Source organism: Bradyrhizobium barranii subsp. barranii, from assembly GCF_017565645.3.
Classification (GTDB): Bacteria; Pseudomonadota; Alphaproteobacteria; order Rhizobiales; family Xanthobacteraceae; genus Bradyrhizobium; species Bradyrhizobium barranii.
The window spans coordinates 6,925,163-6,941,355 of sequence record NZ_CP086136.1; the positions used below are offsets into that span (position 1 = coordinate 6,925,163).

At 65.5% G+C, this 16,193-nt stretch carries 17 protein-coding genes; 11 read left to right on the plus strand and 6 right to left on the minus strand.

Features of this window, described 5'->3' with window-relative positions; all coding sequences use genetic code 11:
* The first annotated feature begins 54 nt into the window (after positions 1 to 54).
* Positions 55 to 447, plus strand: coding sequence for a carboxymuconolactone decarboxylase family protein (locus J4G43_RS33910; RefSeq protein ID WP_039152041.1), 393 nt, complete (start codon positions 55 to 57; stop codon positions 445 to 447).
* Here J4G43_RS33910 and J4G43_RS33915 read toward each other — a convergent pair.
* Both J4G43_RS33915 and J4G43_RS33920 read right to left on the minus strand, forming a co-directional pair.
* Complete coding sequence (locus tag J4G43_RS33915; protein WP_166091451.1) at positions 409 to 945, minus strand: hypothetical protein; 537 nt, start codon at positions 943 to 945, stop codon at positions 409 to 411. The two genes, J4G43_RS33910 and J4G43_RS33915, sit on opposite strands and share 39 nt — an antisense overlap.
* A 182-nt stretch (positions 946 to 1,127) precedes the next feature.
* Positions 1,128 to 1,298: a hypothetical protein gene (locus J4G43_RS33920; protein ID WP_208087590.1), complete on the minus strand. Its 171-nt coding sequence runs from the start codon at positions 1,296 to 1,298 to the stop codon at positions 1,128 to 1,130.
* Between the two features lie 287 nt (positions 1,299 to 1,585).
* Here J4G43_RS33920 and J4G43_RS33925 point away from each other — a divergent pair, with 287 nt between their 5' ends.
* The 5 genes from J4G43_RS33925 (at position 1,586) to J4G43_RS33945 (ending at position 6,695) form a co-directional block, all read left to right on the plus strand.
* Positions 1,586 to 2,503: an ABC transporter permease subunit gene (locus J4G43_RS33925; RefSeq protein WP_028147449.1), complete on the plus strand. Its 918-nt coding sequence runs from the start codon at positions 1,586 to 1,588 to the stop codon at positions 2,501 to 2,503.
* 10 nt (positions 2,504 to 2,513) lie between these two features.
* Complete coding sequence (gene livM / locus J4G43_RS33930; protein ID WP_321576282.1) at positions 2,514 to 3,833, plus strand: high-affinity branched-chain amino acid ABC transporter permease LivM; 1,320 nt, start codon at positions 2,514 to 2,516, stop codon at positions 3,831 to 3,833.
* Positions 3,830 to 4,675, plus strand: a complete 846-nt coding sequence (locus J4G43_RS33935) for an ABC transporter ATP-binding protein (protein WP_063982403.1) — start codon at positions 3,830 to 3,832, stop codon at positions 4,673 to 4,675. Before livM ends, J4G43_RS33935 begins: the two co-directional genes overlap by 4 nt.
* Positions 4,672 to 5,415 (plus strand): ABC transporter ATP-binding protein, encoded by a 744-nt coding sequence (locus J4G43_RS33940; protein WP_208087591.1) that lies wholly within the window; start codon positions 4,672 to 4,674, stop codon positions 5,413 to 5,415. Before J4G43_RS33935 ends, J4G43_RS33940 begins: the two co-directional genes overlap by 4 nt.
* Before the next feature lie 161 nt (positions 5,416 to 5,576).
* Complete coding sequence (locus J4G43_RS33945) at positions 5,577 to 6,695, plus strand: branched-chain amino acid ABC transporter substrate-binding protein (protein ID WP_028147453.1); 1,119 nt, start codon at positions 5,577 to 5,579, stop codon at positions 6,693 to 6,695.
* 74 nt (positions 6,696 to 6,769) lie between these two features.
* On the opposite strand, the gene J4G43_RS33950 is transcribed toward J4G43_RS33945, so the two are convergent.
* Positions 6,770 to 7,156 (minus strand): response regulator, encoded by a 387-nt coding sequence (locus tag J4G43_RS33950; protein ID WP_071912455.1) that lies wholly within the window; start codon positions 7,154 to 7,156, stop codon positions 6,770 to 6,772.
* Positions 7,157 to 7,351: 195 nt separating this feature from the next.
* Between J4G43_RS33950 and J4G43_RS33955 the strand changes: the two genes are divergently transcribed.
* Together J4G43_RS33955 and J4G43_RS33960 are read left to right on the plus strand one after the other, a co-directional pair.
* A complete protein-coding gene (locus J4G43_RS33955; RefSeq protein WP_208087592.1) occupies positions 7,352 to 10,204 on the plus strand; it encodes a PAS domain S-box protein in 2,853 nt (950 codons plus the stop codon).
* Between the two features lie 54 nt (positions 10,205 to 10,258).
* On the plus strand, positions 10,259 to 11,257 hold the full coding sequence (locus J4G43_RS33960) for a P1 family peptidase (RefSeq protein ID WP_071912452.1): 999 nt from the start codon (positions 10,259 to 10,261) through the stop codon (positions 11,255 to 11,257).
* A 213-nt stretch (positions 11,258 to 11,470) separates the two neighbouring features.
* Here the strand turns inward: J4G43_RS33960 and J4G43_RS33965 are convergent, their stop codons facing one another.
* A complete protein-coding gene (locus J4G43_RS33965) occupies positions 11,471 to 12,250 on the minus strand; it encodes an EF-hand domain-containing protein (RefSeq protein ID WP_208087593.1) in 780 nt (259 codons plus the stop codon).
* Positions 12,251 to 12,502: 252 nt separating this feature from the next.
* On the opposite strand from J4G43_RS33965, the gene rpe reads away from it, so the two are divergent.
* From rpe to J4G43_RS33980, 3 genes are all read left to right on the plus strand, one after another.
* Positions 12,503 to 13,204, plus strand: coding sequence for a ribulose-phosphate 3-epimerase (gene rpe, locus J4G43_RS33970; protein ID WP_135215441.1), 702 nt, complete (start codon positions 12,503 to 12,505; stop codon positions 13,202 to 13,204).
* Positions 13,205 to 13,502: 298 nt separating this feature from the next.
* Entirely contained in the window at positions 13,503 to 13,682 is a 180-nt protein-coding gene (locus J4G43_RS33975; protein ID WP_028147458.1) for a hypothetical protein, read from the plus strand.
* Positions 13,683 to 13,704: 22 nt separating this feature from the next.
* Entirely contained in the window at positions 13,705 to 13,896 is a 192-nt protein-coding gene (locus J4G43_RS33980) for a hypothetical protein (RefSeq protein ID WP_014494175.1), read from the plus strand.
* Positions 13,897 to 13,902: 6 nt separating this feature from the next.
* Here J4G43_RS33980 and J4G43_RS33985 read toward each other — a convergent pair whose 3' ends face one another.
* Together J4G43_RS33985 and J4G43_RS33990 are read right to left on the minus strand one after the other, a co-directional pair.
* Positions 13,903 to 15,336 (minus strand): serine/threonine protein kinase, encoded by a 1,434-nt coding sequence (locus tag J4G43_RS33985; RefSeq protein WP_208087594.1) that lies wholly within the window; start codon positions 15,334 to 15,336, stop codon positions 13,903 to 13,905.
* Between the two features lie 5 nt (positions 15,337 to 15,341).
* Positions 15,342 to 16,082 (minus strand): metallophosphoesterase family protein, encoded by a 741-nt coding sequence (locus J4G43_RS33990; protein WP_208087595.1) that lies wholly within the window; start codon positions 16,080 to 16,082, stop codon positions 15,342 to 15,344.
* Between the last annotated feature and the right edge of the window lie 111 nt (positions 16,083 to 16,193).

The window sequence follows — 16,193 nt, forward strand, 5'->3', positions numbered from 1 at the left end:
GCTCTTCGAGCTTCGGCGGACAAGCCGCTCGCAATGACGAAGGAGGAAATACAAATGGACGACCAGAAACGCCGCGATGCCGGCATGAATGTGCGCCGGAAGGTTTTGGGCAATGCCTGGGTCGACAAGTCGATCGCGGGCCGCAACGCCTTCAACACCGACTTCCAGGACATGATCACGCGCTACGCCTGGGGCGAGATCTGGACGCGGCCGCATTTCGACGAGCGTACGCGGCGCGTGCTCGTGATCGGCACCATGGTCGCGCTGGGGCAATGGGACGAATTCCGCCTGCATGTGCGCGCGGCGCTCGCCGAGGGCGGCTTCACCCCCGACGACATCAAGGAAATCCTGCTTCAGCAGGCAATCTATTGTGGCGTGCCGGCGGCGAACCACGCCGTCAAGGAAGCCTCAGCCATTGTGCAGGAGCTCGGCCTGCTCAAGAGCTAGCGGCGCGGCGGTCTCGACGGTCTCCCGAACGTCCTTGGGCGCCGGCGCGGGCCGTTCGATCACCACCACGATGGCAGCGCCGAGCAGCAGCAGGAGCTCGGTGGCATGCAGCCGGAGCGCGGCCATCTCGCCGACCTTCGAGGCCATCAACATGCTCGTAAACGAGATGAGGCTGCCGATCGCAAGCGCAATGCCGAGCGCCTCGTCGCTGCCGCCATTCTTGCGGACGCGGGGAATGCAAAGAAGCGCGAGATAGATGGCAAAGAACGCCACCACCGTCAGCCGGCCCAGCGCCAGTAGCCAGGCGGCACGCACTGTGCTCATCCCCGCCATCTGAAGATGGTCGCTGAGGAACAGCGCCACCGCGACACTCGGCCGCTCGTAGAGGCCGTGCACCGGTGCCACCATGATGTTGAAGGCCACGAGCGTCCAGGCCGGGATGAAATAGGCCGCCAGCAGGGCGCCGTTGACCGAACCGATCCGCCAATTCCTGAACATGCCGCTTCCCGCTTCGCTCGCTGCGCGCCTTCCATGGAAAGGCTTTGCCGAGGAGCTAACTCGCATCAGACCATGGCGGCAATTTAAACCCTTTGTTTACCTTAACTGGCCCGCCGGTCGTCGCGCCCACGGAAAAAGGCCCCGCCTCCCGGCGGGGCCCTCTTCGCGTCTAGGCTCCGAAACTACTTGTCCTGACCGTGCTGGCCGCCCTGTTGCTGGCCGGGCTTCTCGCCCTGGCGCTGCGGATCCTGCTGCTGCTGTCCGGGTTTCTGCCCGCCACCCTGCTGCTGCCCGGGTTTCTGGCCGGGGTTCTGAGTCTGCTGGCCCGGATTCTGATCTTGCTGCTTCGACATTTGGGGGAACTCCCTTGTTGGACCTCAGAGAAGAGACAACGGCCGGGATTTAGTTTGGTTGCTTTGCGGAACCCGGTTCCTCGCACCTGCGGAACCGAAATGACGTCCGTAACGAAATGACCACTGTACAAGCCTTTGTGCCGAGGCATGGCCAGTTGCAGCCGCCAGTTCCCTCCTGTTACAAAACGGGAAGAATGCTTAGGGGCTGCCGGGGCCCGAGAAGAAACTCGCAGAAACTCTCTCTCGAAGAGCTCCCTTTGAGCCGCGTCAGGTGGTAACGGCAGCCCATGGATTATTTCGCCCAGCAGCTCATCAACGGTCTCGTTCTGGGCTCGATCTACGGCCTGATTGCCATCGGCTATACGATGGTCTACGGCATCGTCGGCATGATCAATTTCGCCCATGGCGATGTCTTCATGATCGGCGGCTTCATCGCCCTGATCACCTTCCTGATCCTGATCTCGCTCGGCCTGACCGCGATCCCGGTGATCCTGCTGGTGGTGCTGCTGGTGTCGATGGCGATCACCGCGCTCTATGGCTGGACCATCGAGCGCATCGCCTACCGGCCCCTGCGTCATTCCTTCCGCCTCGCCCCGATGCTGTCGGCGATCGGCATGTCCTTCGTCCTGACGAATTACTCGCAGGTGGCGCAGGGCGCCCGCGTCAAGCCGATCCCGCCGTTCATCACCGGCGGCTATACGCTGCACGAAAGCGCGGACGGTTTTGTGATCCAGCTCTCCAACATCCAGATCATGGTGGTTCTCACCACCATCGTGCTGCTTGGGATCTTCACCTGGCTGGTGTCGCGCACCCGGCTCGGCCGCGACATGCGGGCCTGCGAGCAGGACCAGACCATGGCGGCGCTGCTCGGCGTCAACGTCGACCGCACCATCTCCATGACCTTCGTGATCGGCGCCGCACTCGCCGCGGTCGCGGGCCTGATGTACCTGCTCTATTACGGCCTGGTGGATTTCTTCATGGGCTTCGTCGCCGGCATCAAGGCGTTCACCGCGGCGGTGCTCGGCGGCATCGGCTCGCTGCCTGGCGCCATGCTGGGCGGTCTCGCGATCGGCCTGATCGAGACGTTCTGGTCGGCCTATTTCTCGGTCGAGTACAAGGACGTCGCGGCGTTCTCGATCCTGATCGTCGTGCTGATCTTCATGCCGACCGGCCTGCTTGGCCGTCCCGAAGTCGAAAAAGTCTGACGGTCGCCGCGTGACAATTCTCTCGAGCAATACGACCAAACCTGCAACGGACATCCCCGCTCTGCTGAAGACGGCCTTCGTCAACGCCCTGATCGCGCTGGTGCTGTTCTCGCTGATGGTCGGCGTCCGCACCGAAGCGGGTTCCGACGGCCAGCTCACCTATTGGACCCGCTTCGGCGAGGTCGCCTCGCTCGTTGCCGCCGTGTTCGGCGGCTCGATCGTGCTCGGGCTGTTGCGACAGTGGATCGGTTCCAGCGGCACCGACAAGCTGGTGCCGCCGGCTATGCGCAGCGGCATGTCGTTGCTGGGCCGTTACTTGGCGCCCGCACTTCTGATCTTCACGGTGCTTGTGCCGGTGATCTTCTATGATCAGCGCTATATCCTCGACCTCGCGATCCTCGTGCTCACCTATGTCATGCTCGGCTGGGGGCTGAACGTCGTGGTCGGGCTCGCCGGCCTGCTCGATCTCGGCTACGTCGCCTTCTATGCGGTGGGCGCCTATTCCTACGCGCTGCTGGCGACCAATTTCGGCTGGTCGTTCTGGGTCTGCCTGCCGCTCGCCGGCATCCTCGCCGCGTTCTGGGGCGTGCTGCTCGGCTTCCCCGTGCTGCGCCTGCGCGGCGACTATCTCGCCATTGTGACGCTCGCCTTCGGCGAGATCATCCGCCTCGTCATCATCAACTGGCAGAGCCTCACCGGCGGCCCCAACGGCGTCTCCAGCATTCCCCGCCCCTCGTTCTTCGGCATCCCGCTGGACAACAGCGACAACGGGCTCGCCGCCAGGCTCGGCATCGAATATTCGCCGACCCAGCGCATCGTCTTCCTGTTCTACCTGATCCTGGCGCTCGCGCTGCTCACCAACTGGGTGACGATCCGGCTGCGCCGCCTGCCGATCGGCCGCGCCTGGGAGGCCTTGCGCGAGGACGAGGTCGCCTGCCGCGCGCTCGGCATCAACACCACGACCACCAAGCTCACGGCGTTCGCGACCGGCGCCATGTTCGGCGGCTTTGCCGGTGCGTTCTTCGCGACGCGCCAGGGCTTCATCAGTCCGGAATCCTTCACCTTCCAGGAATCGGCGCTGGTGCTCGCCATCGTCGTGCTCGGCGGCATGGGCTCGCAGCTCGGCGTCGCGCTCGCTGCGCTCGCCATGATCGGCGGCTTCGAGCTGTTCCGCAGCCTCGAGACCTACCGCATGCTGGTGTTCGGCATGGCCATGGTGCTGATCATGATCTGGCGGCCGCGCGGCCTGATCGGCCATCGCGCGCCGACCGTGTATCTGACCAAGGCGCAGGCGATCTCCTCCGACCTCGTCAAGGAAGGGCACGGATGAGCGGCGACAAGATTAGCGACAAGATTCTTGGCGTCGATCGGCTGACCATGCGCTTCGGCGGCATCGTCGCCGTGCAGGATCTTTCATTCGCTGCCGAGCGGAAGAAGATCACCGCGCTGATCGGGCCGAACGGCGCCGGCAAGACCACCGTGTTCAACTGCATCACCGGCTTCTACAAGCCGAGCGGCGGCGCCATTCGCCTCACCCATGACGACGGCAAGGTGATTGCGCTGGAGCGGCTGAACGATTTCCGCATCGCCAAGCAGGCCAAGGTGGCGCGCACCTTCCAGAACATCCGCCTGTTTCCCGGCATGACAGCGCTGGAAAACCTGATGGTGGCGCAGCACAACGCGTTGATGCGCGCCTCCGGCTTCACCTTTCTCGGCCTCATCGGTGCGCCCGGCTACCGCGACGCCGAAAAGCGCGCGATCGACCTCGCCACCGACTGGCTGAAGCGGGTCAATTTGCTCGACCGCGCCGACGATGCCGCCGGCAATTTCGCCTATGGCGACCAGCGCCGGCTCGAGATTGCGCGCGCGATGTGCACCGAGCCCGCCCTGCTGTGCCTGGACGAGCCCGCCGCGGGTCTCAACGCACGCGAGAGCGCAGCCCTGAGCGAGCTCCTGCTCTCGATCCGCAACGAGCTCGGCACCTCGATCCTGCTGATCGAGCACGACATGTCGGTCGTGATGGAGATCTCCGACCACATCGTGGTGATGGACCATGGCGTCAAGATCGCGGAAGGCTCTCCGCGCGAGATCCGCGACGATCCCAAGGTGATCGCGGCCTATCTCGGCACCGACGAGGAAGAGGCCGTGGCCGTGATGGAGAGCGGGTCGTGACGTCGGCGTCCGCTCCCCTACTCTCGATCCGGGGCCTGCGCGCCGCCTACGGCAAGATCGAGGCGCTAAAGGGCGTCGATGTCGAGATCAGCGCCGGCGAGATCGTCGCGCTGATCGGCGCCAACGGCGCCGGCAAGTCGACGCTGATGATGACGATCTTCGGCAAGCCGCGCGCCCGCGCCGGCCAGATCCTGTACGAAGGCCGTGACATCACCGAGGTTCCCACCCACGAGATCGCCCATTTGCGCATCGCGCAATCGCCGGAAGGCCGCCGCATCTTCCCGCGCATGAGCGTGGCGGAAAACCTCCAGATGGGGGCGGATGCCACCGGATGCACCGACGCCGAACGCGAGGCCACGCTGCAACGCGTGTTCACGCTGTTCCCGCGCCTGAAGGAGCGCTACGCCCAGCGCGGCGGAACGCTGTCCGGCGGCGAGCAGCAGATGCTGGCAATCGGCCGCGCTCTGATGAGCCGCCCCCGCCTGCTGCTGCTCGACGAGCCCTCGCTCGGACTGGCGCCGCTGATCGCGCGCCAGATTTTCGATGCGATCCGCACCCTGAACCGCCAGGACGGCCTGACGGTCCTGATCGTCGAGCAGAACGCCAACCATGCGCTGAAGCTCGCCCATCGCGGTTACGTCATGGTCAACGGCCTGATCACGCTGGCCGGCACCGGCGCCGAGTTGTTGCAGCGCCCCGAGATTCGCGCCGCCTACCTGGAAGGCGGCCGGCACGGCTGAGGTTGCCCGACGGCGGAGCCCGTGCGGCCGAATGTGGCGAGATATCTCCGCCAATGCCCGTATTTTGCCGGTGACTTCTCCCGAGATTCATTCAAGAATGGCGCCGGTTTAGACCGGGCGTACCCGGCAACTTCCACAGTCGACCACCCGCGAGGTATCTCATGAAATCACTGAAGCTCATCGGTCTGGCATTCGGCGCGTCGATCGCGCTATCGAGCGCGGCTTTCGCGCAGGATGTCACCGTCGCAGTCGCAGGCCCGATGACCGGCGGAGAGTCCGCCTTCGGCCGCCAGATGAAGAACGGCGCCGAGATGGCCGTGGCTGACATCAACGCCGCCGGCGGCGTCAACGGCAAGAAGCTCGCGCTCAACGTCGAGGACGACGCCTGCGACCCGAAGCAGGCGCGCTCGATCGCCGAAAAGATCGCCGGCGCGAAAATTCCGTTCGTGGCCGGGCACTATTGCTCGTCGTCGTCGATCCCCGCCTCCGAAGCCTATGCCGACGGCAACGTGCTCCAGATTACCCCCGCCTCGACCAATCCGAAGTTCACCGATAGCGGACTCTGGAACGTGGCGCGCGTCTGCGGCCGTGACGACCAGCAGGGCCTGGTCGCGGCGCAGTACATCGCCAAGAACTACAAGGGCAAGAACATCGCGATCCTCAACGACAAGACCACCTACGGCAAGGGTCTCGCCGACGAGACAAAGAAGGCGCTCAACAAGGCCGGCATCACCGAGAAGATGTACGAGTCCTACAACAAGGGCGACAAGGACTTCAACGCGATCGTCTCGCGCCTGAAGCGCGACAACATCGACCTCGTCTATGTCGGCGGCTATCATCAGGAGAGCGGCCTGATCCTGCGCCAGATGCGTGACCAGGGCCTCAAGACGATCCTGATGGCCGGCGACGCGCTCGCCGACAAGGAGTACGCCTCCATCACCGGTCCGGCCGGCGAAGGCACGCTGTTCACCTTCGGCCCGGATCCGCGCAACAAGCCGACCGCGAAGAAGATCGTCGACGCCTTCAAGGCCAAGAACATCGACCCCGAGGGCTATACGCTCTACACCTATGCGGCGATGCAGGTCTGGTCGCAGGCGGCAAAGAAGGCCGGCACCACGGACGCCAAGAAGGTCATGGCGGCGATCAAGGCCGGCAAGTGGGACACCGTGATCGGCCCGATCGAGTATGACGCCAAGGGCGACATCAAGCAGCTCGACTATGTCGTCTACAAATGGGACGCCAAGGGCGGCTACGCCGAGATCAAGGGCAACGGCACCTAAGACAGGATGCCTGACCTTTTAACCGGATCAATCCAACGCCCCGGTTCGCCGGGGCGTTTTCTTTCGCCGTGCGGTCACACGGCTGCGGAGAGCTCGCCGCCCGCCGCGGCCTGGGCCTTGTGGAGCGCTTGCAGGAGATCGTTCGGCCGAAATGGCTTTTGCAGACATACCACGTCGGCCAGACCAGGCGCCTCGCCCATGAAATCCAGCGCGGTCATGCCGGAGACCGCGACAATCGGGAACCCGGGAACTCGCTCGCGAATGGCCGCCATGACGTCGACGCCGCTGGTGTCGGCCAGGAAAATATCGACGATCGCGGCATCGAAAGCGCCCTCGCTGAAGGCTTTCAGGCCCGCTGCGCCGCTCTCGGCTTCGACGACGTCAAAGCGGTTGACCCGAAGCACGATCGCGACCATCGCGCGGACCTCCTTCTGGTCGTCGACAACGAGAACACGGCGCATGGGAACAACTCCCGGATACGTATCATTATTTGGTTCAATTCACCGCAAGTGCCCGGCAAGGCAGTATGGGTCTGTCCCGGTAAATCACCTCTTACCAGCTACCTGTTCCAAGTCCCACCCCAAGTTAAATAAGCTGTAACCTTCGGTTGAGTCGCATGCGCTTTCTGTCAGGATGCGCGCCCGGAGCGGGCTACCATGCGGGTAGCGGCTTCCCGGCCGGAAGAGATTGACGTAGGAGGTCATCATGCCGGCTTACGAGAGATCGACGTGCTAGCGCCTAACGACCGAAGCACATTCCTGTCGACCTTGCCGGCTACGCGAAGCGATCGCAGGGCTGCGTTGGCGATCGTCGGCATCTCCGCGATCCTGTTCGCACTGGCGGTACCGTTTGCGGGCTTGCCGCTCGCGCAGGTGCCGGCCTTCGTGGCGAGCTACCAGTCGGCGCTCGCGGTCAGCGACATCATCACCGCCGTTTTGCTGCTGTCGCAGTTCGCCGTGCTGCGCAGCCGCGCGCTGCTGCTGCTGTCGATCGGCTATATGTTCACGGCGGGCGCCGCGGTGACCCACGCCCTCACCTTCCCCGGGCTGTTCGCCCCGGCCGGATTGTTCGGTGCAGGCCCGCAGACCACCGTCTGGCTCTACATGATCTGGCACGCCGGTTTCCCGCTGTTCGTGCTGGCCTATGCCTGGCTCAAGGACGGCAACGGCGGCAACAGGGTTGCGGGCGCGACGGCTCCCGCGATCGCACTTTCCGTCGCCGGCGTGTTCGTCGCGTTGACCGTCTTCGCCTGGCTGGTGACTGCGCAGCACGGCCTGCTACCGGTCCTGCTCAAGGACGGCCACTACACCCCCACCATGATCGGCGTGGTGTCGTTCCTGTGGTCCCTGAGCTTCGCGGCGCTGGTCACGCTGTGGTTTCGCAAGCCGCACACGGTGATCGACGTCTGGCTCATGGTCACGATGTGCGCCTGGCTGTTCGACATCGCGCTGTCGGCGATCGTCAACGTCGCGCGTTTCGACCTCGGTTTCTATGCCGGCCGTCTCTACGGCCTCTTTGCGTCGAGTTTCGTGCTCGCGGTGCTGCTCATCGAGAACGTGCGGCTCCAGGCCAACACGGCAGGCATGGTCGGCGCGCTGCAGCGGCAGTCGAGCTCGGAGCGGAACTATTATGCCGAGCGCGAGCGGCTGTTCAGCGCCGTCGTCGAGTCCTCCAACGACGCCATCATCACGAAGTCGCTCGACGGCACCATCACGTCCTGGAACAAGGCGGCAGAGCACGTCTTCGGCTACTCCGCCAGCGAGGCGATCGGCCGCCAGGTCGATATCATCATGCCCGAGGGGCAGCGCGAGGAAGTCGCCGAAATGCTGGCCCGCACCCGCAACGGCGAGGTCATCGACCAGCACGAGACCGTGCGGCTGCACAAGAGTGGCCAGCCGATCGACGTCCTGCTGAGCCAGGTCCCGCTGCGATCGACCGACGGCAAGATCATCGGCGCCTCCAAGGTCGCTCGCGACATCACCGAGCGGAAGCGGGCGGAATCCGCCCTCAACCGCGAGATCGAGGAGCGCCAGCGCATCTTCGAGACCTCGCAGGACCTGATCCTCGTGACGGACGGTTACGGCAATTTCATCCAGATCAGCCCGAGCGTGAAGGACATCCTCGGGTACAAGCCGGAGGACATGATCGGGCACAGCGCCATCGAGTTCATTCACCCCGATGACCTCGACAACACCCGCAACGAGATGCGCGCGGCGCGGCGTGGCGCGGTCAAGCGCAGCTTCGAGGCGCGCTACTACCACTACGATGGTCACGAGGTGACGCTGAACTGGATGGGCACCTGGTCGGAACCGGTGAAGCGCCATTTCTTCATCGGCCGCGACCTCACCGAGAAGCAGGCCGCAGAGGCCCAGCTCAGGCAGGTCCAGAAAATGGACTCCATCGGCCAGCTGACCGGCGGCGTCGCCCACGATTTCAACAACGTGCTGACTGTCATCACCGGCACGATCGGCATCCTCGCGGATGCGGTGGCCGACCGTCCCGAGCTCGCCGCCATCACCAAGCTGATCGACGACGCCGCCGAACGCGGCGCGCAACTGACCAAGCACCTGCTCGCCTTTGCCCGCAAGCAGCCGCTCCAGCCGCGCGAGATCGACGTCAATGCGCTGGCGCTCGAGGCCGCCAAGCTGCTGCACCCGACCCTCGGCGAGCAGATCACCATCATGCCGCAGCTCACCGGGGATGCCTGGCCGGCGCTGGTCGACCCGGGCCAGCTTTCCACCGCGATCCTCAACCTCGCGCTGAACGCGCGCGACGCCATGCCGGACGGCGGCACATTGGTGCTGGAGACCCGCAACATCTTCCTCGACGACGGCTATGCCAGCATGAATCCCGACGTCGTCGCCGGCAGCTACGTGATGATCGCGGTCAGCGACACCGGCACCGGCATTCCACCGGACCTGATGGAGCGGGTGTTCGACCCGTTCTTCACCACCAAGGAGGTCGGCAAGGGCACCGGGCTCGGGCTCAGCATGGTGTTCGGCTTCGTCAAGCAGTCCGGCGGCCACATCAAGATCTACAGCGAGGAAGGCCACGGCACGAGCGTGAAGATCTACCTGCCGCGCTCGAGCGGCGTGCAGGAGAGCGAGTACGAGTCGCTCCAGAACGTGCCCATCGCCGGCGGCGACGAGAAGATCCTGATCGTCGAGGACGACGCGCTGGTGCGCCAATATGTCGTGACCCAGATCAAGAGCCTCGGCTATGCCGCGCTCGAAGCCGCCAACGCGGCCGAAGCCCTCACCATCATCGATGCCGACAAGGGCATCGACCTGCTCTTCACCGACATCATCATGCCGGGCCACATGAACGGCCGCCAGCTCGCGGACGAGGCGGTGCGGCGGCGTCCCGACCTGAAGACGCTGTTCACCTCGGGCTACACCGAGAACGCCATCGTCCATCACGGCCGGCTCGATTCCGGCGTGCTGCTGCTGGCCAAGCCCTACCGCAAATCCGAGCTTGCCAAGATGCTCAGGACCGCGCTGGCGAGTTGAGCGCGCGGCATCGGTGCGCTATCGCTGATGCCTGAAGCGCATGGAGTGCCGGCCTTGAAAAACCTGCTTACCGATATCGCCGGCGTCCGCGTCGGCCATGCCGAGGATGCGAAAGTCGCCTCCGGCACGACAGCGATCATCTTCGATGCCCCGGCGGTCGCGGCGATCGACGTGCGCGGCGGCGGGCCCGGCACGCGCGAGGATGCGCTGCTCGATCTTGCCAGCACGGTCGAGCGCGTCGATGCGATTGCGCTGTCCGGCGGCTCCGCCTTTGGCATCGAGACCGGCGGCGGCGTCCAGGCCTGGCTTGCCGAACAGGGCCGCGGCTTCCGGATTCGCGAGGCGGTGATCCCGATCGTGCCGGGCGCCATCGTGTTCGACCTGCTCAACGGCGGCGACAAGGCCTGGGGCCGCTTCGCGCCCTATCGCGATCTCGGTTACGCGGCAGCTGTGGCCGCGGGCCACGACTTCGCGCTGGGCAGCGTCGGCGCAGGCCTCGGCTGTACCACCGCGACCTTCAAGGGCGGGCTCGGCTCGGCTTCAGCGGTCCTGCCCAACGGCATCAAGGTGGCCGCCATCATGGTCGTCAACGCGGTCGGCAGCGCAACCGTCGGCGAGGGACCGTGGTTCTGGGCGGCGCCGTTCGAGGAGAACGGCGAGTTCGGCGGGCGCGGCCTGCCATCCAAATTCACGCCTGACATGCTGGCGATGCGCATCAAGGGCGGCCCGGCCGCGAGCGCGCGCGAGAACACCACGATCGGCCTCGTCGTCACCGATGCGACGCTGACCAAGGCCCAGGCCAAGCGGCTTGCGATGATCGCGCACACCGGATTTGCCCGCGCCATCTATCCCGTGCATGCCCCGACCGACGGCGACGTGCTGTTTGCGGCTGCGACCTGTGAGAAGCCGATCGAGCCGCTGGTCGGCCTCACCGAGCTCGGCACGGTCGCCGCCAACGTGGTCGCGCGCGCGATCGCGCGCGGCGTGTACAGCGCGACGGCGCTGCCGTTTGCGGGAGCATTACCGGCGTGGAAGGACCGCTTCGGCGCGTAAGCGGCACGCGCCTCTCACCGTATATCGCGCGTCATCGGCCGGCGAAGACCGGGCGATCCAGTATCCCAGAGACAGTTGTGATTGAACCGAGAAGCCGCGGCGTACTGGATGCCCCGGTCCCGGCTCCGCCAAGGCTACGCCGGGGCCACAAGGGTGCTCGGCCGCCGAAGCTTTAGCGAAGGCGGCAAGCCGGGGCATGACAGCGAGTGGGCGTCAGACGCTCATCGACATCGACGAGCCGGCGGTCGCTGAGGCGCCTTGGCCCTGCCCGCCTTGCCGCTGCATCAACTGCGCGAACAGATCGTAGGCCGAATTGCGAGAGGAGCTGGAGGCGCCCGGGACGGTCGTCGACATCTTGAAGCCGTCGGCATAGGTGACGGTGGTGGTGGTCGAGCCGTCCGCAGCGGTCGTCGTGGTCGAGGTCGACCCGCCGCTCGACTTCGAGGCGGAATCCGATCCATCGCCGGAGCCGCTGGCACCGTGGGCATGGCCGTGATGGCCGCTCTTCAGCGCCTTCGACATCTCATCCAGGCTGACGCTGCCGTCGGAATTCGTATCCATCTTCGAGAACACGTCGTCGGCCTGCGCGAGGTTGGTGCCGCCGGCCCCGAGCGCGTTCTCGAATTCGGACTTGGTGATCTTGCCGTCGCCGTCCCCGTCGATCTGCGAGAACAGGTCCTTCAGCGCGGCGTCGCGGCTCGTCGAGGTCGAAGACGTCGAGCTCGAGCTGGCCGTGCTGCCGGTGCCGCTGGACGACTGGTTCTGCGCGGCGAACAGCGCGTTCATCGTCTCCGGCGAGATTTGCGGCGTTTTGCCCGCGTTGACCGACGAGGTCGCGCCGCTGGTCGTGCTGCTGCCGCTGTCGATCGCGAACGGATTGATCGGCGCGTTCTGCGAAGACCCCGTCTTCTGGGTCGAGGAGGACGATTTCGAGTTCGTCAGCGACTGGATCGCGTCGAGCGCGCTCGATACGGCACCAAGGGCAAACAACATTGCACAACTCCAACCGATGCGGCACGCCGCAGCCAATGTTCTGGCGGTGATGTCAGCAAGCGTCGTGCCAGCGCAAAAAGCTCAATGAAATCCGCCTTCGCGACGCCTGGCGCGGCTCCGGAACACCGGCAATTCATGCCGGTCGCGGCAGAAATTTCCGCCCACAGGAAGCACGCCACCCCTGCATTGCCCGGCTGAGAGGCCCATGTTAGGCGAGCATCATCTTTCACGGCCGCCACGGGACACCGCGCCATGACCCAAGCCTTCACTCCCCGCCCCCTGGCCATCGCGCCCTCGATCCTGGCCTCGGACTTCTCCAAGCTCGGCGAAGAGGTGCGCGCGGTGGACGCGGCCGGCGCCGACTGGATCCATCTCGACGTGATGGACGGACATTTCGTGCCCAACATCTCCTACGGCCCCGACGTCATCAAGGCGATGCGCCCGCACACCAAGAAGATCTTCGACGCGCATCTGATGATTTCGCCCTGCGACCCCTATCTCGAGGCCTTCGCCAAAGCCGGCTGTGACCACATCACCGTGCATGCGGAAGCAGGTCCCCATCTGCACCGCTCGCTCCAGGCGATCCGCGCGCTCGGCAAGAAGGCCGGCGTCTCGCTCAACCCGGGCACGCCGATCAGCGTGCTCGAATACGTCATCGACCTCGTCGACCTCGTGCTGGTGATGTCGGTCAATCCCGGCTTCGGCGGCCAGGCCTTCATCCCGTCTGCGATCGGCAAGATCCGCGACATCCGCGCGATGACGGCGGGACGTCCGATCGACATCGAGGTCGATGGCGGCGTCGGTCCCGATGTCGCGGGTCCCCTGGCCGCGGCGGGCGCCAACGCCTTCGTCGCCGGCACCTCCGTGTTCAAGGGCGGCACGCAGGAAGCGTACAAGACCAACATCGCCGCGATCCGCAACGCCGCCGCAGGCGCACGCGGCGAAGCGATCTGAAGCACAAGCAACATATTTGCTGAAAAGCTGCGGGTCTTACGGGCGTTGCGACGCGCAATGCCTAAATTGCACCTTGATCCGTACTCCTCCGGGCTTCCCTGATTCGTGCAAATCACCGCTAGTGATTCTTGCCTGTTTTCGCGGGAGCACATCATGACGACGACCCTGGTTTGGACTGGCGTGGCGTTGTGGCTTGGTTTCAGTGCGTTTGTTGTGTTTGGCCCATCGGCCGGACCGGCGAGGGTGCCGGCACGTTCGGCCCGCATCGTCCGTCGCGACTGGTATCGGGCCTGAGCCCATGCAGATCGCGCTCGTGAAGCGTCAAGCGAAGCGCAGGTGCCGCATCCCGCGGCGCCCGCATCCTGACCTCGACTATTTCTTCGGTCGGCTCGAACGCACCGAAGGCGAGAGGCGCGACGACACCGGGCCCGAGATGGCGGACCCGGATCACCCGCTCCGGTCACCGCGCCGGCATTGAATTCTGTTCTGGACCACGCCCGATGAAACCGCACTGCCCGAACTGCCTGAAGGAAATGACCAAGGCATCCGCGTCGCGTAACCTCTTCAATTGCGAGCCCTGCCGCGAGATCATCCAGTATTTCGGCGGCGGCGCGGATCACGGCGAGCCCGGCCCGCAATTCTGCTGGCCGATCCGCCGCAAGCGCTCCGTCCACGCCGCCCACGCGGCGTGATCTTTCCTAGCCCCACACGACGCCGGCGTCCGGTTTCGCCGCAGCCATCCGCGGCGGCCGCACCACGGTGACGGTGCAGGCCGCCTCCGAGGCCACCTTGGCCGAGACGCTGCCGAGCAGCGTGCGGCGGAACGAGCTCTGCCGTGCGCCGATGATGACGTGGTCGACCTGATTGATCTCGGCGAATTCCAACAGCGCCGCGGCGGGGTCGACGGCCTCCAGCACGTGAACCGACAGCCGGCTCTCGTCCAGCTTGAGCGGCGTCGCCCAATGCCGGAGCGCGACCAGGCGGTCGATATGCTTGTTGGAGCCCTGCTCGTCGAGCGTCCGGTCGATCGCGATGCGGTTGAGCTTGAGCACGTTGACGCAGGCAAGCCGCGCCGACGGCAGCGTCGCGAGAATGCGCTCGGTCGTCACGCGCAGCGCCTCGTTCAGCTCGCCCGCGCCTTCCACCGTGTCGAGCGCGACCGCGAGGATCGGGCTGGAGGCGATTTGCGCGGCCACGTCCGATTTCGCGCGCGGCGCCATGACACCCAGGTTGAAGCGCCGCCGCCAGGCGACGCTCAAGGGGTCGCGCTTCAGCCGTTCCGAACGCGCGGTGAGCTTGACCTGCTCCGGATGAGCGAGATCGAAGGCGAGCTGGGACGCGGTCGGATAGCGCCGCACCGGCTCGATCTCGAGACAGCGCAGCACCACCTCCTGAAGCCAGGGTGGATAGTCCGCGCGCAATTCGCGCGGCGGGTGCGGATCGCGCCACAGCCGGCGACGCATCGCGCGCAGCGTCTCGCCCTCGCCGAAGGGACGCTCGCCGGTGGTGAAGAAATAGAGCAGCACGCCAAGCGAAAACAGATCGCTGCGCGGATCGTCCCGTACCCCCAACAGCCGCTCGGGCGCCATGTAGGGCGCGGTGCCGTAAGGCAGGCGGAATTCCTCCTGCAACAGGTCCGGCAGATGGTTGTGGTGCGACAGGCCGTAATCGATCAGGACCGCCTCGCCGCTATCGCGGAACATGATGCTGCTCGGCTTGACGTCGTGATGAATCACGTTCTGCCGGTGCAGATCGGCCAGCGCGGCGGCGATCTTCGCGACGAGCTGCCGCGCCTCCTCATATGGGAGCGGCAGGTCGGGCAGCCGCTTGTAGAGCGTGGTCCCGGGAATGCGCTCGATCACGGCGTAGGCCTGGTGCGCGAAGTCACCGGTGCCGAAACACGAGGGCACGTGCGGGCCGGCGAGCCGCGGCAAGATCATCATCTCCATCTCGAACGAGACGATCGCGGCGGGGTCCTCGCCCTCCGACACCCGCGGAATCTTCATCAGCAGCGGCACGTCGATGCCGGGATGGGTGACGGTCCACAGCGTCGCCATGCCGCCGGCATGGACGCATTCACCGATGGTGTAGCCGTCGATCTCGGCGCCTGATTTGACCAGGGGTTGCGGCATCGCCGTCAGCGTCCCTGCGACAGCCGGTCGGCGAGCCAGGGCGGCAGGCCGTTTTCGCGAATCTTGTCCGCCGCGCTCGCAATGTCATAGGGCGCGCGGCAATAGGTGATCTGGCACGACACGGTGTCGAACAGCACGAAGGCTGCGGATGGATCGCCATCGCGAGGCTGGCCCACCGAGCCGAGCACGGCCAGCCATTGCCGCCCGCGCAGCAGCGGCACGGAAACGTCGGTCTTGGGCACGAGGCCCGTCATCTTCGCCGTCACCGACATCGAATAGAGCGCCGGGCGATGGATGTGGCCGCAGAAGGTGACATGGGCGGGCGTCGATATCAGGCTCTTGGCGGCATCCGCCGTCGAACGGACATAGTGCCAGCGCTGCGGGCTCGAGGCCTCCGAGTGGACGTAAAGGCGCTCCTTCTCATCCACCAGCATCGGCAGCTCGGCGAGGAACCGCCGCTGCGCGACGTCGAGACGCCCGCGCGTCCATTCGATCGCGATCTGCGCCTCCGCATTCATGGCTTCGGTCGTGGTGTTGACCGCCTCGTCATGATTGCCGCGGACGGCGATGGCGCCCTCCCGGACCAGACCCATCACGGTATCCACGACCCATTCCGGATCGGCGCCATAGCCGACGAAGTCGCCGAGCAGGACGAACCGCTCCGCGCCCTTCGCGCGGGCAACCTTCAGGCAGGCCTCGAACGCCTGCCGGTTGCCGTGGATATCCGAGAAGACAGCGAGAAGCACGCACCCTCCACCCCAAAGGCCTTATCGGAAGCCGATAAGGCCAAATTGAGGGACGTCAAGAAGATGCGCCAGTGCGGGTGCGTTTTCCAGCGTGCCCCTGTGGCGATGGTG

Excerpts from the sequence above, each read along its gene's own strand:
- J4G43_RS33910 (WP_039152041.1), top strand. The coding sequence starts at position 55 with ATGGACGACCAGAAACGCCGCGATGCCGGCATGAATGTGCGCCGGAAG.
- J4G43_RS33915 (WP_166091451.1), bottom strand. The coding sequence starts at position 945 with ATGTTCAGGAATTGGCGGATCGGTTCGGTCAACGGCGCCCTGCTGGCG.
- J4G43_RS33920 (WP_208087590.1), bottom strand. The coding sequence starts at position 1,298 with ATGTCGAAGCAGCAAGATCAGAATCCGGGCCAGCAGACTCAGAACCCC.
- J4G43_RS33925 (WP_028147449.1), top strand. The coding sequence starts at position 1,586 with ATGGATTATTTCGCCCAGCAGCTCATCAACGGTCTCGTTCTGGGCTCG.
- J4G43_RS33935 (WP_063982403.1), top strand. The coding sequence starts at position 3,830 with ATGAGCGGCGACAAGATTAGCGACAAGATTCTTGGCGTCGATCGGCTG.
- J4G43_RS33945 (WP_028147453.1), top strand. The coding sequence starts at position 5,577 with ATGAAATCACTGAAGCTCATCGGTCTGGCATTCGGCGCGTCGATCGCG.
- J4G43_RS33950 (WP_071912455.1), bottom strand. The coding sequence starts at position 7,156 with ATGCGCCGTGTTCTCGTTGTCGACGACCAGAAGGAGGTCCGCGCGATG.
- J4G43_RS33955 (WP_208087592.1), top strand. The coding sequence starts at position 7,352 with ATGCGGGTAGCGGCTTCCCGGCCGGAAGAGATTGACGTAGGAGGTCAT.
- J4G43_RS33965 (WP_208087593.1), bottom strand. The coding sequence starts at position 12,250 with ATGTTGTTTGCCCTTGGTGCCGTATCGAGCGCGCTCGACGCGATCCAG.
- rpe (WP_135215441.1), top strand. The coding sequence starts at position 12,503 with ATGACCCAAGCCTTCACTCCCCGCCCCCTGGCCATCGCGCCCTCGATC.
- J4G43_RS33975 (WP_028147458.1), top strand. The coding sequence starts at position 13,503 with ATGCAGATCGCGCTCGTGAAGCGTCAAGCGAAGCGCAGGTGCCGCATC.
- J4G43_RS33980 (WP_014494175.1), top strand. The coding sequence starts at position 13,705 with ATGAAACCGCACTGCCCGAACTGCCTGAAGGAAATGACCAAGGCATCC.
- J4G43_RS33985 (WP_208087594.1), bottom strand. The coding sequence starts at position 15,336 with ATGCCGCAACCCCTGGTCAAATCAGGCGCCGAGATCGACGGCTACACC.